We start from the raw sequence: 22,992 nt of genomic DNA on the forward strand, positions 1-22,992 counted from the left end.
CGGACATGGAGATCGAGCTCACCCCCGATCTCGTACTGCGGGCTTATGCGGCAGGCATTTTTCCGATGGCAGAATCAGCGGCCGAAGAACGGCTGGTCTGGTTCGATCCCGATCCGCGCGCCGTCATTCCGCTCGACGAGACCTTTCACGTGCCGCGCCGTCTCGCGCGCACGCTGAAACATGCGCCGTTCGAGATGGCGGTCGATCGCGACTTTGACGGCGTGCTGGCCAGCTGCGCCGCAACACGTCCCGACACTTGGATCAACAGTTCGATCCGCCGCGTCTATGGCGAGCTGCATCGGCTGGGCTTCGCCCATTCGGTCGAAACGCGACGCGACGGCGTGCTGGTCGGCGGCCTGTACGGCGTGGCGATGGGCGCGGCGTTTTTTGGCGAAAGCATGTTCGCGACCGTGACCGATGCGTCCAAAGCGGCGCTGGTCCATCTGATCCAACGATTGCGTGCCGGCGGCTATACGCTGCTCGACTCACAATTCCTGACGCCGCATCTGGCGCGCTTTGGCGCGTGCGAGATTCCGCGCCGCGACTATCGCAAGCAGCTCGCCGATGCGCTGCAGCTGCGCACCGACTTTTTCGCACTCGACCGCGCTACGCCGCCTTCTTGATCGCGTCGGCCAAGGTGCCGACCAGCTGCTCGATCTGCTTCTCGTTGATGATCAACGGCGGCGAAACTGCGATCGTGTCGCCGGTCTGGCGCGTCAGCACGCCGGCCTCGTAGCAGCGCACGAACACATCATAGGCGCGGGCGCCGACCTTGCCGTCGCGCGGCGCCAGCTCGACGCCGCCGACCAAGCCGAAATTGCGCACGTCGATGACGTTCGGCAGGCCTTTCAGCGCATGCATCGCATCTTCCAGCGGTTTCGCCATGCGCGCCGCATTCTCGAACATGCCTTCTTCGCGATAGACGCGGATCGTCGCCAGGGCTGCGGCGCAGGCGAGCGGATGACCGGAATAGGTGTAGCCGTGCGCGAACTCGATCGCGCCTTCGGGGCCGGCATCGACAATCGTGTCGTGCACGGCCTGCGTCGTGTAGACGGCGCCCATGGGCACGGCGGCGTTCGAAATGCCCTTGGCGACCGTCATCAGGTCGGGCGTGACGTTGAACGCGTCGGCGGCAAAGGCGGTACCCAGACGGCCGAAGCCCGAAATCACTTCGTCGAAGATCAGCAGGATGCCGTGCTTGCTGCAGATGGCGCGCAGCTTCTCAAGATAACCCTTGGGCGGCACCAGCACGCCGGTCGAACCGGCCAACGGCTCGACGATCACCGCTGCGATGGTCGAGGCGTCGTGCAGCTGGACCAGCTTTTCCAGCTCGTCGGCGAGATGCGCGCCCCATTCGGGCTGGCCGCGCGTGAAGGCCTGGTGCTCGGGCGCATGCGTGTGGGGCAGGTGATCGACACCACCCAGCATGGTGCCGAAGGCTTTGCGGTTGCCGACGATGCCGCCGACCGAAATGCCGCCGAAGCCGACGCCGTGATAGCCGCGCGCGCGTCCGATCAGGCGCGTACGCGAACCTTCGCCACGGGCGCGGTGATAGGCGAGCGCCATCTTCAGCGCCGTGTCGACCGCTTCCGAACCCGAGTTCGTGTAGAAAATCCGGTTCAACGCTTGCGGCGAGATCGAAGTCGCCAGATTGGCGAGCTCAAACGCCAGCGGATGTCCCATCTGGAACGTCGGCGCGAAATCTAATTGCTTCGCTTGGTGTTGGATCGCTTCAACGATCTTGGGATGCGCGTGCCCAGCATTTACGCACCAGAGACCGGCGGTACCGTCCAACACCTGACGGCCGTCGTGACTCGTGTAGTGCATGCCTTCAGCAGCAACGAGCAATCGCGGCGTTGCTTTGAATTGGCGGTTCGCCGTAAACGGCATCCAGAAAGCGGCAAGGTCGTTGGGTCGTGCGTCCATGCCGATAGGGTAGCGTGTTTTCCCGCGAAGTGGGTACCGGTTCGCGGAGGGAAAACCCGCCAAACGAAAGGGAGAGCTCGGTCCGCTTCGAAGGAAGCGGCCGAGCGCGGGCACCGCTACAAAAATTGAAGCGATCTTGTTGTTGCGATTTCGCTCTGCGAATGACGCATGTCGAGTCGGCGCATTCGTGTGTTGTTGCGCCGCAGCGAATGACTCAAAACATCGGCCAACAGGAGAGGCGGAACGGCTGGGCTCAATCACTTAGGAGTCCAAAGCATGTTTCGTGACGTACTTGAATCGATGATCCCGCTGCTCGTCAGCGCGTTTGTCGCGGTTGTTTTCATTGGCCGTATCGGCGGGGTCGTTTGATCCTTCGCCCTAACAAGGCAACAACGTTGAAGACAGAAGCAAAGAAACCCCGCGGGGCGCAGGCCCTTGCGGGGTTTCGTATGTTTGGGTGAAGTGCATCGGACATCCGATGACTGCCATACTTTCCATTCAAAGCCACGTTGCGTTCGGCCATGTCGGCAATCGTGCCGCCGTGTTTCCGCTCGAACGGCTCGGCCATGAAGTGATCGCGGTCAACACCGTCGATTTCTCGAACCACACTGGCTACGGCGTCTGGACCGGCGAAGTCTTCTCGCCCGCGCATGTGCGCGCGATCTTGGCTGGCGTCGCTGAACGCGGCGCGTTGAAACAGCTCGACGCGGTTCTGTCCGGCTATCTCGGCGACGTCGCGTTGGGCGAAGTCGTGCTCGAAACCGTGGCAACGGCGCGACCTGCCTTCTATGCGTGCGATCCGGTGATGGGCGATGTGGGGCGCGGCTTCTTCGTGCGACCCGGCCTGCCCGAATTCATCGCGCAGCGTGCCTTGCCGCTTGCCGACCTGGTCACGCCCAATCGGTTCGAACTGGAATTCCTGGCCGGCACGGAGGTGCGCACGTTGGCCGACGCGCTGGCTGCCACCGCAACGATCCGCAGCCGCGGACCCAAGCTGGTTCTGGTCACCAGCCTCGATCGCAAAGACGGCGCCTCCGACATGATCGAGATGCTGGTTGATACGGCGGATGGTGCGTGGCTGGTGGCGACGCCGCTGCTTCCCTTCGATCCGATGCCGAACGGTGCGGGCGACGCGGTCTGCGCGCTGTTCCTGTCGCATTTTCTCCGCACGCGCGACGCCGCGACCGCGCTGGCGCGGGCCGCGTCGGGCATCTACGCGATCTTCGAAGCGACAAAAGAAAAGGGCCAGCGCGAGCTGGCCCTGATCGCAGCGCAGGACGAATTCGCGGCAACGACGCCGCGCTTCGTTGCGCAGAAGGTCCGCTGACGGCGTTACGCCGCCTTCTTCGCCTTTTTAAATTCCGGCCGGCCGACCAACGCTTCGGCGATCTGCACCGCGTTCAGCGCAGCGCCCTTGCGCAGATTGTCGCTGACGCACCAGAAGGCGAGGCCGTTCTCGATCGTCGGGTCTTCGCGCAGGCGAGACACGAACACCGAATCTTCGCCCGCTGCTTCGGCCGGCGTGACGTAGCCGCCATCGACGCGGTGATCGACCACCGACACGCCCGGCGCTTCGCGCAGCAATTCGCGCGCTTCGTCGGCCGTGAGCTGGCGTTCGAATTCGACGTTCACCGATTCGGCATGACCGATGAAGACCGGCACGCGCACGCAGGTCGCGTGCACTTTGATCGACGGGTCGAGAATCTTCTTGGTCTCGACGACCATCTTCCATTCTTCCTTGGTCGAACCGTCATCCATGAAATTGTCGATGTGCGGAATGACGTTGAAGGCGATCTGCTTGGTGAAGTGTTCCTGCACCATCGCGTCGTTGACGTAGATGCCACGCGTCTGCGTGAACAACTCGTCCATCGCCTCTTTGCCCTTGCCCGACACGGATTGATAGGTCGACACGACGACGCGCTTGATCTTGGCGGCGTCGTGCAACGGCTTCAGCGCGACCACCATCTGAATGGTCGAGCAGTTCGGGTTGGCGATGATGTTCTTTTTGCCAAAGCCGGCCAGCGCGTTCGGATTCACTTCCGGCACGACCAGCGGAACGTCGGGATCCATGCGCCAATGCGACGTGTTGTCGATCACGACCGCACCGGCACGCGCAGCGCGCGGCGCGAACTCGGCCGAGATCTTCGCGCCCGGCGACGACAGAACCAGGTCGATGCCTTTGAAGTCGAACGTGGCGAGATCCTGAACCTTCAGAATATCGTCTTCACCGAACGACACTTCGCGACCGATCGAACGCGCGCTCGCCAAGGCGACCGCGTCCGACACGGGAAACTTTCGCTCGGCCAACGTCTGCAGCATCTCGCGACCGACATTCCCGGTGGCTCCAACGATGGCAACGCGATAGGCCATGACACACGATCCTTTAGGCGAAAGAAGCGGCAAGAGTTATGCTGCGAACGCGAAATGATCAACCACGAGCGTGACATGGGTGACCCGCGCATCGGCAGCTACGCTGCGTTCTGGCCCTACTATCTGGGCGAACATTCGAAGCCTGCAACGCGGGCGTGGCATTTGGTCGGGACCGGCCTGGCGCTGCTGATCGTGGTTGTCGCCTTCGCGACCGGCCACACCGATTGGGCGTTCGCGGCGCTGGTCGCGGGCTACGGCTTTGCCTGGGTCAGCCACATGGCGATCGAGCGCAATCGCCCCGCCACCTTCCGCTATCCGCTTTGGTCGCTCTACAGCGACTTCCGGATGTTCTTCCTGTTTGCCACCGGCCGGCTCGGCGCCGAGCTGGCGAAGCATGGGTTGCGCGGCGCCGGCTGACCGTTAGGGTCGCCGCCCCATGCGGCTCTTCCGCCATACGACTGATCTGCCGGCCGACGCGCGCGGTGCGGTGGTCGCGCTCGGCAATTTCGACGGCGTCCATCTCGGCCATCGCGAAGTCGTCGCGCGCGCCGGCGCGCTTGCGCGCGAACAAGGGCGGCCGCTTGGCGTCGTCACGTTCGAGCCGCATCCGCGCAGCCTGTTCCGGCCCGACGATCCGCCCTTTCGCCTGACGCCGTTGCGCCCCAAGGCGCATGCGCTCGAAGCGTTGGGCGTCGATCTTCTCCACGTGCTGCATTTCGACCGGGCCTTGAGCGAAAAGACCGCGGCCGATTTCGTTTCCCAGATCCTGGTCGGCGATCTCGGCATCGCGCATGCGGTCGCGGGCTGGGATTTCGTCTTTGGCCACAAGCGCGGCGGCGACATGCAGCTGTTGCGCGCCGAAGGCGTCCGGCATGGCTTCGGCGTCGACGAAATCCGCCCGGTACTAAATTCAGGAATGGGGGGTGGTGGCGCGGTCGTGTCCTCGACCCGGGTGCGCGAATTGCTGCAGGCCGGCGACGCGCGGGCGGCGGCCGCACTTCTGGGCCGGCCCTGGGAAGTCGACGGCCACGTGCTGCATGGCGATGCGCGCGGCCGCGAGCTGGGCTGGCCGACCGCCAACCTCGAATTGGGCGAATATCTGCGCCCGGGCTACGGGATCTACGCGATCCGGGCCGCGATCGACGAAGCCCGGCCGGTCTGGCGCGACGGCGTCGCCAATCTCGGCATCCGCCCGATGTGGCGCACGGCAGAGCCGATGATCGAGGCGCATCTCTTCGACTTTGCCGGCGATCTCTATGGCCGGGTGCTGCGGGTCCAGCTGATCGAGCGGCTGCGCGAAGAGGCCAAATTCGACAGTCTCGAAGCGTTGAAAGCCCAAATCGCCCAGGATGCGCTGGCCGCGCAGGCGGCCCTGAAAAAGTAGCGCCAAAGCCGCCCTAGCCAGGTAAGCGGACGCCCCGAAAAGGCCAAAGGGTCACGGGACCCGGCTTGATACGGACCTGTCCTTGACTCGGGTCTGGGCGGGCGCCACTACGACCGGTCTCAAATGAACGCCCCGACCAACAAAGACGCCTACAAGGACACGGTCTTCCTACCGAAGACTGCGTTCCCGATGCGCGCCGGCCTCGCCCAGAAAGAGCCTCAGCTGCTCGCGGCCTGGCGTGAACAAGATCTCTATGGCCGCCTGCGAAAGGCGCGCGCCGGCAAGCCGAAATTCGTGCTGCATGACGGCCCGCCTTACGCCAACGGCGACATCCATATCGGTCACGCCGTCAACAAAGTCCTCAAAGACGTCACGATCCGTGCGCGGTCGATGCTGGGCTTTGATTCGCCGTACGTGCCGGGCTGGGACTGTCACGGCCTGCCGATCGAATGGAAGATCGAAGAACGCTACCGCGCAGAAGGCCGCGACAAGGATCAGGTCGACGTCACGACCTTCCGCGCCGAGTGCCGTGCGTTCGCCGCCCACTGGGTCGATCAGCAGCGCGAACAGTTTCAGCGTCTGGGCGTGTTGGGCGATTGGGCAAACCCCTATCTCACCATGACCAACGCGGCTGAATCCGCGATCGTCGGTGAGATCCACAAATTCCTCGGCAACGGCTCGCTCTATCAGGGCGTGAAGCCGGTTCTGTGGTCGGTGGTCGAAAAGACCGCGCTGGCCGACGCCGAAGTCGAATATCACGAGCACAAATCCGCCATGGTCTGGGTGAAATTCCCAGTCGTGCGCGCGTCGATGCCGACTCTCGAAAATGCGTTCGTCGTCATCTGGACCACGACCCCGTGGACGATGCCGGGCAACCGCGCCATCGCCTATGGCGACGCGATCAAATACGGCGTGTTCCAGGTCGAAGACGTCGGTGAGTCCACCACGGCGAACGTCGGTGACCGGTTCGTGCTTGCCCCGGCGCTTGCCGACGCGGTGAAAAGCGCAGCCAAGATTGGCGCGTGGCGTCTCGAAGCCGAATTCGACGGCGCCGAACTGGCCGGCACCATCACCGCACATCCGTTCCGCGGCCTCGGCTACGAGTTCGACGTGCCGCTGCTGCCGGGCGATCACGTGACCGAAGATGCGGGTACGGGCTTCGTGCACACCGCGCCCGGTCACGGTGAAGAAGATTTCATTCTCGGCCGCGCGCACGGTCTCGAAGTGCCGCGCACCGTCGATGACGAAGGCGCCTATTACGACAGCGTGCCGCTGTTTGCGGGCAAGCGCATCTTCACGCGCGAAGGCAAGCCGGGCGACGCCAACGGCGCCGTCATCGGCAAGCTGCTCGAAGTCGAACGGCTGTTGGCGAAAGGCTCGCTGACCCATCCCTATCCGCACAGCTGGCGCTCGAAAGCGCCGCTGATTTTCCGCACCACGCCGCAATGGTTCATCTCCATGGAGACGAACAACCTGCGCAACAAAGCGCTAGGTGCGATCGAACAGACGCGCTTCGTTCCGGCTGCGGGCCAGAACCGCATTCGTTCGATGGTCGAGCAGCGCCCCGATTGGTGCATCAGCCGCCAGCGCACATGGGGCGTGCCGATCGCGTTCTTTACGCGCAAGTCGGACGGCGAACCGTTGCGCGACGAAGCAGTGCTGCAGCGAATTCGCGACATCTTCGCCGAAGAAGGGTCGGACGCATGGTTCAAGCGTCCGCCGGCCGATTTCCTCGGCAATCAATATGACGCTGCGCTGTACGACCAGGTCGTCGACATCGTCGACGTCTGGTTCGAATCCGGTTCGACGCATGCGTTCGTGCTCGAAGCGCGCGACCAGCTTGGCAGCCCGGCCGATCTCTATCTCGAAGGCTCGGACCAGCATCGTGGCTGGTTCCAGTCGTCGCTGCTGGAAAGCTGCGGCACGCGCGATCGCGCCCCGTTCAAGACGGTGCTGACGCACGGCTTCGCGCTCGACGAGAACGGCCGCAAAATGTCGAAGTCGCTCGGCAACGTCGTGGCGCCGCAAGAAGTCGCTGACGATCTCGGCGCCGACATTCTGCGGTTGTGGACGGTCGGCTCGGACTATGCCGACGACATGCGGGTTGGTCCGGAAATCCTGAAACAGCACGCTGACTCGTATCGCCGGATCCGCAACACGTTCCGCTATCTGCTGGGCGCGTTGGACGGTTGGACCGACGCCGAACGCGTTGCGCCGAACGAACTGCCCGAGCTGGAACGTTGGGTGCTGCATCGCGTGACCGAGCTGGATCAGCTCGTACGCGCGACGATCGAAGCCTACGACTATCCCAAGCTGGTGCGGTCGCTGCACGATTTCTGCGCCCAGGATTTGTCGGCCTTCTACTTCGACGTTCGCAAAGACATGCTCTATTGCGACCGGCCGGACTCGTTGCGCCGTCGCGCTGCGCGCACGGTGATGCACGAACTTCTGTCGTGCCTGACGGCATGGCTTGCGCCGGTGCTTGTCTTCACTGCCGAAGAAGCGTGGTTGGCGCGCCCGAACGCTGATGACAGTTCGGTCCATCTGCGCGAATTCCCGGCCGTGCCGGCGTCGTGGCGCGATGAGGCGCTGGCGGCGCGTTGGGCGCGCTTGCGCGAACTGCGTCGCGTGGTGACTGGCGCGCTGGAAATCTCGCGCACCGAAAAGAAGATCGGCAGCGCGCTGCAAGCGCAGCCGAAATTCTATGTCGGCGCTGCCGATGCCGCGCTGGTGCGCAGCGTCGCGTTCGAAGAGTTGGCGCTGGTGTCGAGCATCGAGATCATCGAAGCCGCCCCGCCGACCGGCGCGTTTGCGATCGCAGAAATCCCCGACACGGGTGTGATCGTCGAACTGGCGTCGGGCGAGAAGTGCGAACGCTGCTGGCGCGTGCTGCCCGAAGTCGGCACCCATGCTGAACATCCGACTTTGTGCGATCGTTGCGACGACGCGGTCGACCAGCTCAGCGAGGCAGCATGATCACGCCGGGCCGCAAGAACCTCGCGCGGGCGATGCCCGTGATGATCGTGGTCCTGCTGCTGGACCAGGTCTCGAAGATCCTGGCGCTGGCCGCGTTGCAGGGCATCGGCATGATTCCGGTCGTGCCGTTCTTCGACTTCCAGCTGGCCTGGAATCGCGGTGTCAGCTTCGGTCTGTTCAACCATGGCGAGCCGTTGCCGCCCTGGGTGTTCGTGCTGGTGTCGGTTTTGATCGTGGCGGCGCTGTGCGCCTGGCTGGTGCGGGCCGAGCGGATCCGGATCGCGTTGGCGCTGGGGGCGGTCATCGGCGGTGCCATCGGCAATGCAATCGACCGGTTCGTACACGGCGCGGTCGTCGACTTTCTCCATTTTCACGTTGGCCAGTATAGTTGGCCGAACTTCAACGTGGCCGACAGCGCGATCGTGATCGGTGTCGCCATCATCGTTATCGACGGATTCGGTGCACGTGCACCGACGGCAGAAGAGGGATCAAAGATCACATGACGACCAAAGCGATCGCGCTGGCCGCGCTTTCGGCCGCGACGCTGATGACGAGCGGCTGCGACACATTCCGCAGCGCGCTGGGCATGCAACGTTCGGTGCCTGACGAAACGCAGGTGACGCTCAATCGTCCGTTGGTGATGCCGCCGGATTACTCGCTGCGTCCGCCGGCCTCGGCGACCGAAAGCGTCAGCGGCACGCGCGTCACCAGCTTCACCGCCGGCTCGCGCGCCGACACGCTGCTGCAGTCGAGCCAGACGCAAGACGGCAAGCCGATCGGCACCACCGCGACCACGGCCTCGTCCAGCACGACGACGACCAAGAAAGAAGAGCGCGGCTTCTTCGGTCGCCTGATGAACAGCTGGTTCGGGTCGGGCAAAGACGAAGAAACCGAACGCGCCGAACGCGAAGCGAAGCAGCAGTCCAAGTGATGAAGCGTCGGTTCGGGGCGCTTCTCGCCGGTGTGTCGCTCTTCGCTGCGACAGCAGCCAGCGCGAAGGTCTTCGAGCCGACCAGCTTCACGCTGAAAAACGGTTTGCGTGTCGTCGTGGTCGAGAACCATCTCGCCCCCGTCGTCACGCAGATGGTTTGGTACAAATGCGGCGCCGCCGACGAGGCGCCGGGAAAGTCGGGCATCGCCCACTTTCTCGAACATCTGATGTTCAAAGGCACCAAGACGGTGCCGCCGGGTGAATTGTCGAAGATCGTCGGCCGCAATGGCGGCACCGACAACGCCTTCACCGCCTGGGACTACACCGCTTACTATCAGACGATTGCCGCCGACCGTCTCGAGATGGTGATGAAGCTCGAGAGCGACCGTATGTCGAATCTCGTTCTCACCGATCCGGTCGTGCTGCCCGAACGCGACGTCATCGTCGAAGAACGCCGTCAACGCATCGACACCAATCCGCAGGCGCAACTTGCCGAAGCGGTGAATGCCGAACTGTTCGCCAACCACCATTACGGCATTCCGATCATCGGCTGGCGTCAGGAGATGATGCAGTTGACCCGACAGGACGCGGTCGACTGGTACAAAAAATGGTACCGGCCCGCGAATGCGGTGCTGGTGATTGCCGGCGACGTGACGCCGGCAGCCGTGCGCACCTTGGCGGAAAAATACTACGGCAACATTCCCGCCGGTCAGCCGCAGCTGCGCAACAACCGTCCGCAGGAACCTGAACTTCCGGGCGAGCGCCGCGTCGTGTTGCGCGATGCGCAGGTGCGTCAGCCATCGTTGGTGCGCGAAATCCAGGCGCCGTCCTATGCCAGCGATGGCAAGGAACATGCGTACGCACTGCAGGTGCTGGCCGATTTGTTGGGCGGCGGTTCGACCAGCCGCCTCTATCGCAGCCTGGTCGTCGAACAGAAACTCGCAACCGCGGTCAGCGCCGACTACACGCCGGAATCGCTCGACCGGTTTGCCTTCGCACTCAGCGCGCAACCGGCGCAGGGCGTTGCGATCGACAAGCTTGAAGCTGCACTCGACGCCGAACTCGCCAAGCTGGTGAAAGAAGGCGCGACGGCCGAAGAAATCAGCGATTCCAAAAAACGCCTGGTCGACAGCGCAATTCTCGCGCGCGACGGCGTCACTGGTGGCGCCTATGCGTTCGGTCTGGCGCTGACGACGGGGCAAACCGTTGAGGACGTCGAGGCCTGGCCCGATCGCATCGCCAAAGTCGAAAAGCCGATGGTCGATGCCGCAACGATTCTGGTGCTGACCAAGAACGCCAACGTCACGGGCTGGCTGTTGCCACCCGAAGGTCTGACGGCAGTCAGCGATTCAACGCCGGTCGCTCCGTCGCAAAGCGAAGGCCCCGCCGGAGCCATCCGATGATCCGCGCCATTCTGTTCGCCCTGGTCGCGTTGGTGTCGTTGCAGGCACGTGCAGCGACGGATCCGCAGCGCGTCGTCAGCCCAGGTGGCATCGAAGCCTGGTTGATCGAAGACCACAAAGTCCCGGTCCTGTCATTGCGCTGGTCGTTTCTTGGCGGTTGGGCGCTCGATCCCGCCGGCAAAGAAGGCCTGGTCGAATTCGCCTGCACCTTGATGGATGAAGGCGCGGGCGATCTCGACAGCCAGACCTTCCAGAAGAAACTCGCCGACGCGAATATCGCGTTCGGCATTTCGCCCGAACGCGACCGGTTGAGCGGCTCGCTCAAAGTGCTGACGCAGTCGCGCGATCTCGGCGTCGAACTGGCGGCGCTGGCGCTGACCAAGCCGCGTTTTGACGAAGACGCGGTCGAACGCATGCGCGCCGCGACTCTGTCGAACATTCAAGCCGAATTGGCGAAGCCGGGTTGGATCGCGGGCCGTGCGCTGGCCGAAGCGATCTACGGCAACCATCCCTACGCGCACCCGCAGCGCGGCACCTTGGCCAGCGTGAAGACGATCACCGGCGCCGACATGAAGGCCTTCATGAGCCAGCGTCTCGCGCGCGACACGCTGATGGTTGCGGTGGCCGGCGATATCGACGCCAAGACGCTGGGTCCGTTGCTCGACAAATTGTTCGGCGGCCTGCCGGCAACCTCGCCCAAAGTCGACATCGCCGACGTGCAGCTTCCAACGCAAGGCAAGACGATCGTCGTCGAACGACCGATCCCGCAGACGATCGTGGTCAGCGCGACCCAGGGCGTCCGCCGCAGCGATCCGCAATGGTATGCCGCGTCGCTGATGAATTACGTGCTCGGCGGCGGCAGCTTCAATTCGCGCCTGATGGAAGAAATCCGCGACAAGCGCGGGCTGACCTATGGCGTGTCGAGCGGGCTTGCGTCGTACGAACATGCGGCGTCGCTGCAGGCGAGCGGCGCGACCAAGAATCAAACGGCGCAGCAATTCGTCGACCTGCTCAAAGAAGAATTCAAAAAGATGGCCGATCGCGGCGTCACGCAGAAGGAACTGGACGAGGCCAAGGCCTACCAGACTGGTTCGCTGCCGCTGTCGATGACCTCGACCGACAAGATTGCAGCGTTGCTGTTGCAGTTGCGCCAGGACAATCTCGGCATCGACTATCTGAAAAAGCGCAACGCGATGATCAACGCGGTGACCTTGGCCGAGGTGAATGCAGTGGCGAAGAAACTGCTGGATCCTGCCAAGCTTACCGTTGTCATGGTCGGCAAGCCGACGCAGTAACGCGCAGCGTTTGCGTCGTCCCCGCGAAGGCGGGGATGACGAGTGGTGGGGAGCGTTTCGAAGCCTCATGTCCGCACTGACCGACAGCCAGGAATGGAAGAAGCTCACCCAGCTACGTGCGACGTGGCGTGGGGCCTATGCAACGAAGGGGCGTATCGCCGCCCTGTTCGAGCAGGATCCGCATCGCGCGGAGCGCTATACGCGCGTGCTGGGCGGGTTGCGCCTGGATCTGTCCAAGACGCATCTCGATCCCGAAACGCTCGACGCGCTGCTGGCGCTGGCCAAGGCGCGCGACGTTGAAACTTGGCGCGACCGCATGTTCGCGGGCGAGTCGATCAACCTGACCGAAGGCCGTGCCGTGCTGCACACGGCGCTGCGCGCCGAACAACCGCCGGCGCAAGTCGCCGAAGTGTTGACGCGCATCGACAGTTTCGTCGGCCGCGTGCGCAGCGGCGTCTGGACCGGCGCCACCGGCCAGCGTATTCGCACGATCGTGAATATCGGCATCGGCGGATCGGATCTCGGTCCTGCGATGGTGTGCCAGGCGCTCGAGCCGTACGGCTCGCCCGAACTCAAGACGCGCTTCGTGTCGAATATCGACGGTACGCATCTCGCGACCGCGCTCGACAGGCTCGATCCCGCCACGACCTTGTTCGTGATCGCGTCCAAGACGTTCACGACGCAGGAAACGCTGACCAACGCGACCAGCGCGCGCGCATGGTTGGTCGCTGCGTTGGGTGAGGCAGCCGTCGCCAAACATTTCGTCGCCGTGTCGACCAACGGCAGCGGCGTGAAGCAGTTCGGCATCGATCCCGCCAACATGTTCGGCTTCTGGGATTGGGTCGGCGGCCGCTACAGCCTGTGGAGCGCGATTGGTTTGCCGATCGCGCTGCAGATCGGCATGGAGAATTTCCGCGCCTTGCTTGCAGGCGCGCGCGCGATGGACACGCATTTTCGGTCCGCACCGCTCGCCGACAATCTGCCGGTGCTGCTGGCGCTGACCGGCATTTGGTACCGCAATTTCTGGAACCTGCCGGCGCTAGCGGTGCTGCCCTACGACCAGTCGCTGGCGCGGCTGCCGGCGTTCCTGCAGCAGCTCGACATGGAGTCCAACGGCAAGTCGGTCGATCGCGACGGCAATCCGGTCGATTACGACACCGGCCCGATCGTGTTCGGCGAACCCGGGACCAACGGCCAGCACGCGTTCTACCAACTGATCCACCAGGGCACGACCGTGATACCGGCGGATTTCATTCTGGTGCGCAGGTCGCATCACCCGTTGGGCGACGGCGCGCATCAACGCATCCTGCTCAGCCACGGCATCGCGCAAACCGAAGCTTTGTTGCAGGGAAAGCATTCGCTGGAACCGCATCGGGTCTTCAGCGGCGACCGGCCGACAACAACATTCGCGCTCGACGAATTGTCGCCGTTCACGCTGGGCCAGTTGCTGGCGCTCTACGAACATAAAGTCTTCGTCCAGGGCGTGATCTGGAACATCAATTCGTTCGATCAGTTTGGCGTCGAATTGGGCAAGCAGCTCGCATCGACGATCCTGGCCGAGATCGAAGGCGGCGCACGCCAGCCGCATGACGCGTCGACCAACGCGCTGATCGACTGGAGTCGCGACGCGTAAGCTTCGCTTGCACTCGGCCGCGCGTTGCGGCTCGATGTTCCCCGGCTGAAAAGAGGGGAATCACATGCGCCTGGCTTTGTGTTTCGTCGCGGCTGCATTGGCAGCCACCACCGCAGACATCTCTGCAAACGCCGCCGACGTTACGCGCGTCCAAGGTGAATCGCCGATCGCATCGGTGGTGACGGTGCCGGCGGGTGTCGACACGATCTATCTCAGCGGCACCGTTCCGCCCGTCGTCGATCAGAACGCGCCGAAAGGCACCGTCGCGTCTTTCGGCGACACCGAGACGCAAACGGTCAACGTGCTCAAGCGAATCGAAGAAACGCTCAAAGGTCAGAAGCTGACGATGAGCGATATTATTGCGATGCGCGTTTACCTCGTCGGCGATCCTGCGAAAGACAACAAGATGGACTTCGCGGGCATGATGAAAGGCTACGTGCAGTTCTTCGGCACCAAGGAACAACCGAACAAGCCGGTGCGCACGACGGTGCAAGTCGCTGCACTCGCGGCCTCCGGTATGTTGGTGGAAATCGAAGTCGTCGCCGCGCGCGGCAAATAAAAAAAGCTTAGGGCAGGAAACGACCCTCGAGCTTTTGCGAGGGAAGATGGAGCAGCAGGAATCGGGCACGTCGCGGCGTGCGTTCTTGGAGCGGCTTGGCGCGGTTGGTGGCACTGCAATGGTGATGGCGGCGATGGATGCGTGGCATGTGCCCACCGCATCCGCCGCTACGGCGCCGCCGGCGCTGACCGGTGCGGGCAAAGGCAAAACCATCGTCATTCTCGGCGCCGGCCATGCTGGGCAGGTGGCCGCGTTCGAACTCAACAAACTCGGCTATCGCTGCATCGTGCTTGAAGCGCGCGGCTTTGCCGGTGGTCGCGTGCAGACGGCGCGGCGTGGTTTCACCGCGACCGAACTTGGCGGCGAAACGCAACGCTGCGATTTCGATCCAGGCGAGTATCTGAATATCGGCCCGTGGCGCATCCCGTTCCACCACCGCTCGACCTTGCACTACACCAAGCAGTTCGGCGTGCCGTTGGAGACGATGGTCAACGACAACGATGCCGCCTGGATGCAGCACAATGACGGCAGCGGCGCGCTGAAAGGCAAGCGCGTGCGCCAGTACGAAGTCAAAACCGACCTGCGCGGTCGCGTGAACGAATTGATCGCGAAAGCCGCCACCAGCGGCCAACTCGATCAGCAAGTACGGGCGGAAGATCGCGAACTCTTCCTCGACTATCTCGCGTCGAGCGGGCGGCTGAAGAAAGATCTCGCCTATCGCGGCAGCGACTTGCGCGGTTACGTCAAACCGCCTGGTGCGGGCGACCAGCCCGGCACGATCGACGATCCGTACGGCCTATCCGATCTGTTGCAGTCGCATTTGTGGCGCGACTTCCAGGTCGGCGAGTACACCCATCCGCTGACCATGTTCCAGCCGGTCGGCGGCATGGATCAGATCGCCAAAGCATTCGAGAAGCGCAACGCGCCGATGCTGCGCTTCAATTGCGAAGTGCAGCAGATCCGCCAGACCGACAAAGCGGTCACGGTGAACTATGTCGACACCAAGACGGGCAAGACCGCCAGCGTCACCGGCGACTTCTGTCTTTGTACAATTCCCTTGTCGGTGTTGCGTTCGATCGACACGCCGTTCTCGGACGACTTCCGCGCCGCGATGGACGACGCGACCTATGTGCCGGTTGGCAAGATCGGGCTGCAGATGAAGCGTCGCTTCTGGGAAGAAGACGACGGCATCTATGGCGGCCACGTCAAACTCGATCATCCCGCGATCCGCCAGATCAGTCTGCCGTCGAATAATTTTCAGGGGCAGAAGGGCACGCTGCTCGGCGCCTATCTGCTCTTCGACGGCGCAACTGAAGTCAGCGCCATGTCGCTCAAGGAGCGCATCGACTATGCGCTCGCAGCTGGCGAAGCGGTGTTCCCGGGAAGCTACCGCGCCAATTTCGAACGCGGCTTTTCCTGGTTCTGGCATCTCGCCAAATACAATCTTGGTGGTTGGGCGAACTGGACCGCGGAAGCGCGCAAAGACTCCTATCCCAAACTCCTCAATGCCGACGGCCGCATCTATCTCGCGGGCGAGCATCTGTCCTATCTCGGCGGCTGGCAGGCCGGCGCGATTGAATCGGCGTGGCAGCAAATCGAAAAAATCCATCAGCGAGCACAGCAAGCATGAAAGTCGCGGTCACTCTCTTCGCGTTGCTGGTTGCAGCGCCGTGCGCAGCGCAAGACGTTGCGGCGGGCGAGGTGCTCTACAAGCAGAAATGCGCCGCCTGTCACCAGCCGACCGGCAAAGGCGTCAAAGGCGCATTTCCCGCGCTTGCTGGCGACGCGCTGGTGCTGGGCGATCCGGCTTTGCTGTCGCGCATGTTGCTGGTCGGCAAAGGCGGGATGCCGACCTTCAAACGTTTGATGACCGATCAGCAGATCGCCGACGTGTTGAGCTTCGTGCGCTCGTCCTTCGGCAACAGCGCAGCACCCGTGCTGCCCGACGTCGTCGCAGCAATGCGCGCAACCTTGCCCGCCAGCGGCGGGCCGACGGGACCGTTGGGGAACTAGCGCAAGCAGCCAAGGTCGCGGGGCAGTAGCGCAGCACCATCGCGTCGATGAATTTGCCCGGCGTGCAGGTCGGGCGTTCGAACGGTGCGAAGGGCGTCGTCACCGAACCCAGCCGCGCAATCGCTCAAGCAAACGCGCAGGACAACACGTGCCGACCATCGTTTCGGCCACGACCGAAACGGTCGCAGTTGCGGGGACTCGGGCTCCCGGCGTAGACGTTTCGTCATGAACCGAAACGTGCCTGCAGACCCCGATTTACCCGCACTCGCCGCCGCCGTTGCTGCGCCCAGTCGCGCCGCGATGCTGCAGGCATTGATGGGCGGATTGGCCCTGCCTGCCAGTGAATTGGCGTGGCGCGCCGGCGTTGCCGCTGCGACCGCCAGCGAACATTTGTCCAAGCTGGAAAGCGCCGGCCTGGTGCGTGCGCGCGCGCAAGGACGCCATCGCTATTACGAACTCGCCGATGCGCGCGTTGCGCGCGCGGTCGAGCTGCTGTCGACCTTGGCGCCGCCTGCTGCAGTTCCCGCACCGCGCGGCTGCGGCGAGGCACTGCGCAAGGCGCGCTTTTGCTACGACCATCTCGCCGGCACGTTGGGTGTCGCGCTGGCAGATTCGTTGCTGCGCAGCGGCGCGATCAAAGAAGACGGCGACGATTTCCTGGTCACGCCGTCGGGCGCCAAGCGCTTTGCTGCGCTGGGGCTCGACCTCGAAAGCGCACGGTCGCATCGCCGGCATTTCGCACGCCGTTGTCTCGATTGGAGCGAGCGCCGCCCGCATGTCGCCGGCGCGCTCGGCACCGCGCTCGCCACGTTGATGGAAGACAGCGGCTGGGTCGCGCGCGCCAAGGACGATCGTTCGGCACGCGTCACGCCGAAAGGCTTGCGCGCGTTGCAGGACGAATTCGGCCTGTCGGTCGATGACAGCGGCTTTCGTGCGCCGACGAAACGAGGTGCGCGATGACCATTCGTCGCCTACCCGAAACGCTGGTCAATCGCATCGCTGCGGGTGAGGTGGTTGAGCGGCCCGCTGCGGCGGTGAAGGAATTGGTCGAGAACGCGATCGATGCGGGTGCAACGCGCATCGCGGTGCGTCTGCGCGATGGCGGTCGCACCTTGATCCAGGTCGACGATGACGGGATTGGCATGGGTCCCGACGAGTTGCTGCTGGCGGTCGAACGCCACGCGACCTCGAAACTGCCCGACGACCGGCTCGATGCGATCAAGACGTTGGGGTTTCGCGGCGAAGCCTTGCCGTCGATTGGCGCGGTTGCGCGCCTGACCTTGACCTCGCGACGCCGCATCGATGACAGCGCCGCGACCTTGACCGTCGAAGGCGGCAAGTTGGGTCCGGTCGCACCCGCCGCGCGCGCCTACGGCACGACGGTGACGGTGCGCGACTTGTTTTACGCGACGCCGGCGCGGTTGAAGTTCCTCAAGATTGCGCGCACCGAAGCCAGCCACGCCGAAGACGTGCTCGAACGTCTGGCGATGGCGCATCCCAAGATCGCGTTCGAACTGACCTTGGACGATCGCGTCGCGTTGCGGCTCGAGCCTGCGAACGACTCCGCAACGCGCATCGCGTCGGTGTTGGGCGGCGAGTTCGGCATGGCCGCGATCGAGATTGCAGAATCGCGCGACGGATCGGCGATTGCGGGTTCGATCGGTCTGCCGACCTTCAACAAATCGACCGCAGCCTCGCAATATCTGTTCGTGAACGGTCGTCCGGTGCGCGACCGGCTGCTGTTGGGTGCGATCAAGGGCGCGTATGGCGACACGATTCCGCGCGACCGGCACGCAGCATTGGCCTTGTTTCTCACCGTTCCGACGGCGGCCCTCGACGTCAACGTGCATCCGGCGAAAACCGAAGTGCGCTTCGCCGATCCGTCGCTGGTGCGCGCGCTGATCGTTGGTTCGATCCGCCGCGCGCTGACCCAACATGCGGGCCGCACCGCGCCGACCTTGGCCACGGATGCGCTGGCGTCGTTGCGGCCCTATAGCGGCGCGACCAGCATCATGCCGCACTTCGTCGGCGAAACACCGTCACCCTATTTCGAACAGGCACCGCTTGCGCTCGGCGCCGCACCTTCGGCGCGCACCTCCGAGCCGGCGGCAACGGCAACTGCGCCGACAATCGTGTCGTTCCCACTCGGTGCCGCCCGCGCGCAACTCCATGGCACCTATGTCGTGGCGCAGACCAATGACGGGATCGTGCTGGTCGATCAGCACGCGGCGCACGAACGGCTCGTCTATGAACGGATGAAGTCGGCGCTCGAAGCGGGTGCGGTGCCGCGTCAGGCGCTGCTGATGCCGGTGGTGGTCGAACTCGATTCCGGCGGCGTCGATCGCATCCTGTCGCGCGCTGACGATCTCGGCGCGCTGGGTCTGGTGATCGAGCCGTTCGGCCATGGCGCGATCCTGGTGCGCGAAGTGCCGGCACCGCTCGCCAAGGGCGACGTCACGGCGCTGGTGCGCGACCTGGCCGACGAACTTGCCGAGTTCGATGACGCGGCGCCGTTGCGCAGCCGGATCGACGCGGTCTTGTCGCGCCTGGCGTGCCACGGCTCGGTGCGCGCCGGCCGCTCGCTGTCGGTCGACGAAATGAACGCGCTGCTGCGCCAGATGGAACACACGCCGCTGGCCGGACAATGCAATCACGGCAGGCCGACGTGGATTGAGCTGAAACTGAGCGATATCGAGCGACTGTTCGAGCGCCGGTAGGAACCGCACACGGCTGCTTCCGTTCGCTCCCCAGGGATAGATTTGGGGAGAGACGACGATGACCCGTTTTTTGCTGACCAGCGCCGCAATGGCGCTGTGCCTGACTGCTTGTGGTGCACAGGCGCAGACCGCGCCCGGCATTGCCAAGCCGGCGCCGACGGCGCCGTTAAACGCGCCGGCTGATTCCGACGTCGACTTCGTGAAGAAGGCGGCGACGTCCGACATGACCGAGATCGAAACCTCGAAAGTCGCCGTCACCAAGGCGACCAAGCCCGACATCAAGAAGTTCGCACAGCAGATGATCGACGATCACACCAAGCTGTCGACCGAGATGGGCACCTTGGCGAAGTCGAAGAACATCCCGGTGCCGCCGCGCGACTCGTCGATCGACGACAAGGTCAAAAAGCTGAGCGCCTTGTCGGGCGCCGACTTCGACAAGGAATATTTGAAAGGCCAGGTCGACGGTCACAAAGACGCGGCGAAATTGTTCCACGGCGACGGCACCAAGCTGAAGGACGCCGATCTACGTGCAGCGGTCGCCAAGGCAACGCCGACGATCGATGCGCATCTGGATCACGTCCAGAAGCTCGCCGCCGCGAACGGCGTTAAGTCGTAGCAACACGCCACAGCTCGATGCGTGCGGCGCCATAGTCGCGCGCATCGAGTGTTTCGACGCCGGCCGGTGCCGCTTCGGGCAGCTCGCTGCTCATCTCGGCGACGATGATCGCGTCATCGACGAACCAACCCGCTGCCTGCAGTGCCGGCACGGCCAGCGCGAGCAGGCCTTTCGCGTAAGGCGGATCGAGAAAAATCAAATCGCAGGCTTGTCCGGCGCGCGGCGGTCGCGTCGCGTCGGCGCGCAGGATCTGCGCATTGGCGCTGAAAGTCTGCACGTTGCGTCGCACCAGCGCGACGCAGGCTGTGTCGCGATCAAAGAAGGTCGCGTGCGCAGCGCCGCGCGACAACGCTTCCAGCCCCAACGCGCCCGTGCCTGCGAAGGCGTCGAGCACGTGCATGCCGTCGAATTCGACGCGGCTGTTCAGCATGTCGAACAAAGCTTGGCGTACGCGATCGCCGGTCGGACGCGTCGCTTCGCCGTGCGGCGACTCCAAGGGTCGGCCGCGCCATTTCCCCGCAACGATTCTCAACGCGCGTTTTTCCGTCCGCGCGGGCCACCACCGCCACCGCCGCTTCCGCGCGGCGCAGGCCCGCGACCACCGCTGCCACTGCGCGCAGGTCCGCCTTTCGGCCCGCGCGACGGCGCTGCGCCGCGATCATCGCTGCGCGGTGCTGCGCGTTTCGGACCGCTGCGCGATGGCGCCGGTCCCCGATCGTCACCGCGTGCAGGTGCACGTTTTGGTGCGTCGCGTGACGGGCCACGATCGTCGCGACGTGCCGGCGCGCGCCCGTCGCGTGACGGTGCAGGGCCGCGCTCGTCGCCGCGCGCGGGCGCACGTTTCGGTGCGTCGCGCGACGGCGCACGATCGTCGCTGCGCGACGCAGTGCGCTGTTTTGGTCGGGTGCGCGACGGCGGGCGCTCGTCGGTGCGTTCCGGCACATGGCGTGGACGCGAATAGGTCGGCGCAGTTGTCGATTTGCGCGGCGCTGCCGGTGCCAGTTTCGGCTTCGGCGCTGCAAGTCCCAGAAACGCGCCAAGCTGCTCCTGCACGACGCGCTTCGGCACTTCTTCGACGCCGCCTTCGGCCAGCTTGCCAAGCTGGAACGGTCCGTAGGCGACGCGGATCAATCGGTTCACGCGCAGGCCGAGATGTTCGAGCACTTTGCGCACTTCGCGGTTTTTGCCCTCTTTGAGGCCGACCAGGATCCACGCATTGGCGCCTTGTCGTCGCTCCAACACCGCTTCGATTGCGCCGTAGCGCACGCCTTCGATCTCGATGCCGTTTGCCAACTTGGCCAGCTGGGCTTCGTTGACCTCACCAAAGGCACGCGCGCGATAGCGGCGCGTCCAGGCGGTTGCGGGCAATTCGAGATGACGCGCCAACTCGCCGTCATTGGTCAGCAGCAACAGTCCCTCGGACGTCAAATCCAGACGTCCGACGGAAACCACGCGTGGCATGTCGCTGGGCAAGGCCTCGAACACGGTGCGCCGGCCTTTTTCGTCGCGCGCCGTCGTCACCAACCCGGACGGCTTGTGATAGCGCCACAGCCGCGTCGCTTCGGCTTTGGGCACGGCTTTGCCGTCGACGACGATGTCGTCGGACTCTTTGACCACGAAAGCAGGCGTGGTCAGGACCTGCCCGTTCACCGCAACGCGCCCTTCCAGGATCCAGCGCTCGGCGTCGCGCCGGGAACAGAGGCCGGCGCGTGCCAGGCGTTTCGCGATCCGCTCGCCGTCTTTATCGTCATCTGCCATGCAGACGACTCTAACGATGCGCGGGCCAATGGCCCAGGCGCTGGACCTTGCCGCGGCCGCCGGTCGCGCAGGCGAGGTGCCGGTCGGTGCCGTGCTGGTCGCGGGCGACGGCACCGTGTTGGCCACGGCCGCCAATCGCACCGAGATCGATCGCGACCCGACTGCGCATGCCGAGATGCTGGTGATCCGCGAAGCCGCGCGCGTGCGCGGCGACGCGCGCCTGCCCGATTGCGAGCTGTTCGTGACCTTGGAGCCGTGCGCCATGTGCGCCGCTGCGATCGCTTTTGCGCGGCTGAAACGCGTCACCTTCGCTGCCTACGATCCCAAAGGCGGTGCGGTCGAACACGGGCCGCGTTTTTTCTCGCAGCCGACCTGCCATCACCGGCCGGAAGTGATCGGCGGCGTCGAAGAAAGCGCCGGCGCCGAATTGCTGCGGCAGTTTTTCCAGACGCTACGCTAGATGCAGTTTAGCGCGCGCAGGCTGGTGCGCACTGCTTCATCGAGCGGCGTATGCGGCTCGGCGCCCAGCACTGCGACCAGCTTGCGATTGTCCATGCGAATGTCGGTGCGCCAGAGATAGCGCATCTCTTTCATCTCGCGCAGCAACGTCACGAACGGCGCCAGCAGCCGCAAGACGAACCACGGAAAGAACCAGACTCGAGCGCCGCCAACGGCACGCTGGATTGCAGCCGTCATCTCGCCGCCGTCGCGATCGACATGGCCGGCAAAGTGAAACAGCGCAACGCGATCGAGCGGTTTGTCGAGCAATTGCGCGATCGCCGCTGCCGCGTCAGGCAGATAGGCCCAGCTATGCGCGACGCCGCGCGTGTTGGGATCGAGAATGCTGCGCGGCTTCTTGCCCGGCTTCACCATGCCGCCCGAAAACCAGTTCTGGCCCGGCTTGGGTCCGAAGAAATCACCGAAGCGAACGATCAGAACCGGCACGCCGGAGTCGCGCAGCCGTCGCTCCATCTCGACGCGAATGGCGCCTTTGCGCGTGCGCGGACGTTGCGGCGACTCTTCGCGCAGCAACGGGAAGGCGTCGGGTCCGTAATTATAGATCGTGCCCGGCAGCACGATGCGCGCACCGCTTGCTTGCGCGGCCGCGATCGAATTCTCGACCATCGGCACGACCAGCTCGTTCCAGTTGCGGTAGCCCGGCGGGTTCACCGCGTGAATGATGGCCGCGGTGCCGGTTGCGGCCGCGACGACGTCTTCGCGCACCATCGCATCGCCCTGGATCCAGGTGACGCCGCGACGCGCCGGCATCGACGCAGCGCGACGGTGCAGCGCGCGCACCGCCCAACCGTTGCGCAACAGCGCATCCGTCACTTCACCTCCGATCCCGCCCGTCGCGCCCAACACCAGGGCAATTCGTTCGCTACGCATCTTCGTCTCCTTGGTTGGCCAG

At 64.3% G+C, this 22,992-nt stretch carries 22 protein-coding genes; 17 read left to right on the forward strand and 5 right to left on the reverse strand.

The annotated features are described in order from the left end of the window. Positions 1-5 precede the first annotated feature (5 nt). Positions 6-623, forward strand: coding sequence for a leucyl/phenylalanyl-tRNA--protein transferase (gene aat / locus TMPK1_RS16265; RefSeq protein WP_420244272.1), 618 nt, complete (start codon positions 6-8; stop codon positions 621-623). Here the strand turns inward: aat and aptA are convergent. Beyond that, the gene (gene aptA, locus TMPK1_RS16270; RefSeq protein ID WP_420244273.1) at positions 607-1,926 is read right to left on the reverse strand and encodes an omega-aminotransferase AptA; all 1,320 of its coding nucleotides are present in this window, start codon (positions 1,924-1,926) and stop codon (positions 607-609) included. The two genes, aat and aptA, sit on opposite strands and share 17 nt — an antisense overlap. Before the next feature lie 478 nt (positions 1,927-2,404). On the opposite strand from aptA, the gene pdxY reads away from it, so the two are divergent. Beyond that, the gene (gene pdxY / locus TMPK1_RS16275) at positions 2,405-3,253 is read left to right on the forward strand and encodes a pyridoxal kinase PdxY (RefSeq protein WP_420244274.1); all 849 of its coding nucleotides are present in this window, start codon (positions 2,405-2,407) and stop codon (positions 3,251-3,253) included. A 5-nt stretch (positions 3,254-3,258) separates the two neighbouring features. Here pdxY and TMPK1_RS16280 read toward each other — a convergent pair whose 3' ends face one another. Then, positions 3,259-4,296, reverse strand: a complete 1,038-nt coding sequence (locus TMPK1_RS16280) for an aspartate-semialdehyde dehydrogenase (RefSeq protein WP_420244276.1) — start codon at positions 4,294-4,296, stop codon at positions 3,259-3,261. 75 nt (positions 4,297-4,371) lie between these two features. On the opposite strand from TMPK1_RS16280, the gene TMPK1_RS16285 reads away from it, so the two are divergent. From TMPK1_RS16285 to TMPK1_RS16350, 14 genes are all read left to right on the forward strand, one after another. Beyond that, positions 4,372-4,713: an Mpo1-like protein gene (locus TMPK1_RS16285; RefSeq protein ID WP_420244278.1), complete on the forward strand. Its 342-nt coding sequence runs from the start codon at positions 4,372-4,374 to the stop codon at positions 4,711-4,713. 19 nt (positions 4,714-4,732) lie between these two features. Beyond that, positions 4,733-5,680 carry a bifunctional riboflavin kinase/FAD synthetase gene (locus tag TMPK1_RS16290; protein WP_420244280.1) on the forward strand — a complete coding sequence of 316 codons (948 nt, stop codon included), beginning with the start codon at positions 4,733-4,735 and terminating at the stop codon, positions 5,678-5,680. Between the two features lie 123 nt (positions 5,681-5,803). Further along, positions 5,804-8,656 carry an isoleucine--tRNA ligase gene (gene ileS, locus TMPK1_RS16295; protein ID WP_420244282.1) on the forward strand — a complete coding sequence of 951 codons (2,853 nt, stop codon included), beginning with the start codon at positions 5,804-5,806 and terminating at the stop codon, positions 8,654-8,656. Further along, the gene (gene lspA / locus TMPK1_RS16300; RefSeq protein ID WP_420244283.1) at positions 8,653-9,159 is read left to right on the forward strand and encodes a signal peptidase II; all 507 of its coding nucleotides are present in this window, start codon (positions 8,653-8,655) and stop codon (positions 9,157-9,159) included. The genes ileS and lspA overlap by 4 nt, the downstream gene beginning before the upstream one ends. Continuing rightward, positions 9,156-9,587 (forward strand): DUF3035 domain-containing protein, encoded by a 432-nt coding sequence (locus tag TMPK1_RS16305; RefSeq protein WP_420244284.1) that lies wholly within the window; start codon positions 9,156-9,158, stop codon positions 9,585-9,587. Before lspA ends, TMPK1_RS16305 begins: the two co-directional genes overlap by 4 nt. Next, positions 9,587-10,990: a M16 family metallopeptidase gene (locus TMPK1_RS16310; protein ID WP_420244285.1), complete on the forward strand. Its 1,404-nt coding sequence runs from the start codon at positions 9,587-9,589 to the stop codon at positions 10,988-10,990. Before TMPK1_RS16305 ends, TMPK1_RS16310 begins: the two co-directional genes overlap by 1 nt. Next, the gene (locus tag TMPK1_RS16315; protein ID WP_420244286.1) at positions 10,987-12,285 is read left to right on the forward strand and encodes a M16 family metallopeptidase; all 1,299 of its coding nucleotides are present in this window, start codon (positions 10,987-10,989) and stop codon (positions 12,283-12,285) included. The genes TMPK1_RS16310 and TMPK1_RS16315 overlap by 4 nt, the downstream gene beginning before the upstream one ends. A 67-nt stretch (positions 12,286-12,352) precedes the next feature. Further along, the gene (pgi, locus tag TMPK1_RS16320; protein WP_420244287.1) at positions 12,353-13,918 is read left to right on the forward strand and encodes a glucose-6-phosphate isomerase; all 1,566 of its coding nucleotides are present in this window, start codon (positions 12,353-12,355) and stop codon (positions 13,916-13,918) included. Positions 13,919-13,982: 64 nt separating this feature from the next. Continuing rightward, on the forward strand, positions 13,983-14,477 hold the full coding sequence (locus TMPK1_RS16325) for a RidA family protein (protein WP_420244288.1): 495 nt from the start codon (positions 13,983-13,985) through the stop codon (positions 14,475-14,477). A gap of 46 nt (positions 14,478-14,523) precedes the next feature. Further along, positions 14,524-16,107 carry a flavin monoamine oxidase family protein gene (locus TMPK1_RS16330; RefSeq protein WP_420244289.1) on the forward strand — a complete coding sequence of 528 codons (1,584 nt, stop codon included), beginning with the start codon at positions 14,524-14,526 and terminating at the stop codon, positions 16,105-16,107. Next, on the forward strand, positions 16,104-16,490 hold the full coding sequence (locus TMPK1_RS16335; protein WP_420244291.1) for a c-type cytochrome: 387 nt from the start codon (positions 16,104-16,106) through the stop codon (positions 16,488-16,490). Before TMPK1_RS16330 ends, TMPK1_RS16335 begins: the two co-directional genes overlap by 4 nt. A gap of 225 nt (positions 16,491-16,715) precedes the next feature. After that, positions 16,716-17,450 carry an ArsR/SmtB family transcription factor gene (locus tag TMPK1_RS16340; protein WP_420244292.1) on the forward strand — a complete coding sequence of 245 codons (735 nt, stop codon included), beginning with the start codon at positions 16,716-16,718 and terminating at the stop codon, positions 17,448-17,450. Further along, positions 17,447-19,207, forward strand: a complete 1,761-nt coding sequence (gene mutL / locus TMPK1_RS16345; RefSeq protein WP_420244294.1) for a DNA mismatch repair endonuclease MutL — start codon at positions 17,447-17,449, stop codon at positions 19,205-19,207. The genes TMPK1_RS16340 and mutL overlap by 4 nt, the downstream gene beginning before the upstream one ends. A gap of 58 nt (positions 19,208-19,265) precedes the next feature. Then, positions 19,266-19,823, forward strand: a complete 558-nt coding sequence (locus TMPK1_RS16350) for a DUF4142 domain-containing protein (protein WP_420244296.1) — start codon at positions 19,266-19,268, stop codon at positions 19,821-19,823. Here the strand turns inward: TMPK1_RS16350 and rsmD are convergent. Both rsmD and TMPK1_RS16360 read right to left on the reverse strand, forming a co-directional pair. Continuing rightward, positions 19,813-20,319, reverse strand: coding sequence for a 16S rRNA (guanine(966)-N(2))-methyltransferase RsmD (gene rsmD / locus TMPK1_RS16355; protein WP_420244298.1), 507 nt, complete (start codon positions 20,317-20,319; stop codon positions 19,813-19,815). The two genes, TMPK1_RS16350 and rsmD, sit on opposite strands and share 11 nt — an antisense overlap. 32 nt (positions 20,320-20,351) lie before the next feature. After that, positions 20,352-21,581, reverse strand: a complete 1,230-nt coding sequence (locus TMPK1_RS16360) for a pseudouridine synthase (RefSeq protein WP_420244300.1) — start codon at positions 21,579-21,581, stop codon at positions 20,352-20,354. On the opposite strand from TMPK1_RS16360, the gene TMPK1_RS16365 reads away from it, so the two are divergent. Continuing rightward, on the forward strand, positions 21,580-22,041 hold the full coding sequence (locus tag TMPK1_RS16365) for a nucleoside deaminase (RefSeq protein WP_420244301.1): 462 nt from the start codon (positions 21,580-21,582) through the stop codon (positions 22,039-22,041). The genes TMPK1_RS16360 and TMPK1_RS16365 overlap by 2 nt on opposite strands. On the opposite strand, the gene TMPK1_RS16370 is transcribed toward TMPK1_RS16365, so the two are convergent. Then, positions 22,038-22,970 carry an NAD(P)H-binding protein gene (locus tag TMPK1_RS16370; protein WP_420244303.1) on the reverse strand — a complete coding sequence of 311 codons (933 nt, stop codon included), beginning with the start codon at positions 22,968-22,970 and terminating at the stop codon, positions 22,038-22,040. The genes TMPK1_RS16365 and TMPK1_RS16370 overlap by 4 nt on opposite strands. Positions 22,971-22,992 lie beyond the last annotated feature (22 nt).

It is taken from the genome of Roseiterribacter gracilis (assembly GCA_018332375.1).
In the GTDB taxonomy this organism is placed as follows: domain Bacteria; phylum Pseudomonadota; class Alphaproteobacteria; order BOG-932; family Roseiterribacteraceae; genus Roseiterribacter; species Roseiterribacter gracilis.

Excerpts from the sequence above, each read along its gene's own strand:
- aptA (WP_420244273.1), bottom strand. The coding sequence starts at position 1,926 with ATGGACGCACGACCCAACGACCTTGCCGCTTTCTGGATGCCGTTTACG.
- TMPK1_RS16280 (WP_420244276.1), bottom strand. The coding sequence starts at position 4,296 with ATGGCCTATCGCGTTGCCATCGTTGGAGCCACCGGGAATGTCGGTCGC.
- mutL (WP_420244294.1), top strand. The coding sequence starts at position 17,447 with ATGACCATTCGTCGCCTACCCGAAACGCTGGTCAATCGCATCGCTGCG.
- TMPK1_RS16340 (WP_420244292.1), top strand. The coding sequence starts at position 16,716 with ATGAACCGAAACGTGCCTGCAGACCCCGATTTACCCGCACTCGCCGCC.
- pgi (WP_420244287.1), top strand. The coding sequence starts at position 12,353 with ATGTCCGCACTGACCGACAGCCAGGAATGGAAGAAGCTCACCCAGCTA.
- TMPK1_RS16335 (WP_420244291.1), top strand. The coding sequence starts at position 16,104 with ATGAAAGTCGCGGTCACTCTCTTCGCGTTGCTGGTTGCAGCGCCGTGC.
- pdxY (WP_420244274.1), top strand. The coding sequence starts at position 2,405 with ATGACTGCCATACTTTCCATTCAAAGCCACGTTGCGTTCGGCCATGTC.
- TMPK1_RS16365 (WP_420244301.1), top strand. The coding sequence starts at position 21,580 with ATGCAGACGACTCTAACGATGCGCGGGCCAATGGCCCAGGCGCTGGAC.
- ileS (WP_420244282.1), top strand. The coding sequence starts at position 5,804 with ATGAACGCCCCGACCAACAAAGACGCCTACAAGGACACGGTCTTCCTA.
- TMPK1_RS16310 (WP_420244285.1), top strand. The coding sequence starts at position 9,587 with ATGAAGCGTCGGTTCGGGGCGCTTCTCGCCGGTGTGTCGCTCTTCGCT.
- TMPK1_RS16370 (WP_420244303.1), bottom strand. The coding sequence starts at position 22,970 with ATGCGTAGCGAACGAATTGCCCTGGTGTTGGGCGCGACGGGCGGGATC.
- TMPK1_RS16305 (WP_420244284.1), top strand. The coding sequence starts at position 9,156 with ATGACGACCAAAGCGATCGCGCTGGCCGCGCTTTCGGCCGCGACGCTG.
- TMPK1_RS16290 (WP_420244280.1), top strand. The coding sequence starts at position 4,733 with ATGCGGCTCTTCCGCCATACGACTGATCTGCCGGCCGACGCGCGCGGT.
- lspA (WP_420244283.1), top strand. The coding sequence starts at position 8,653 with ATGATCACGCCGGGCCGCAAGAACCTCGCGCGGGCGATGCCCGTGATG.
- aat (WP_420244272.1), top strand. The coding sequence starts at position 6 with ATGGAGATCGAGCTCACCCCCGATCTCGTACTGCGGGCTTATGCGGCA.
- TMPK1_RS16360 (WP_420244300.1), bottom strand. The coding sequence starts at position 21,581 with ATGGCAGATGACGATAAAGACGGCGAGCGGATCGCGAAACGCCTGGCA.
- TMPK1_RS16330 (WP_420244289.1), top strand. The coding sequence starts at position 14,524 with ATGGAGCAGCAGGAATCGGGCACGTCGCGGCGTGCGTTCTTGGAGCGG.
- TMPK1_RS16325 (WP_420244288.1), top strand. The coding sequence starts at position 13,983 with ATGCGCCTGGCTTTGTGTTTCGTCGCGGCTGCATTGGCAGCCACCACC.
- TMPK1_RS16315 (WP_420244286.1), top strand. The coding sequence starts at position 10,987 with ATGATCCGCGCCATTCTGTTCGCCCTGGTCGCGTTGGTGTCGTTGCAG.
- TMPK1_RS16285 (WP_420244278.1), top strand. The coding sequence starts at position 4,372 with ATGGGTGACCCGCGCATCGGCAGCTACGCTGCGTTCTGGCCCTACTAT.
- TMPK1_RS16350 (WP_420244296.1), top strand. The coding sequence starts at position 19,266 with ATGACCCGTTTTTTGCTGACCAGCGCCGCAATGGCGCTGTGCCTGACT.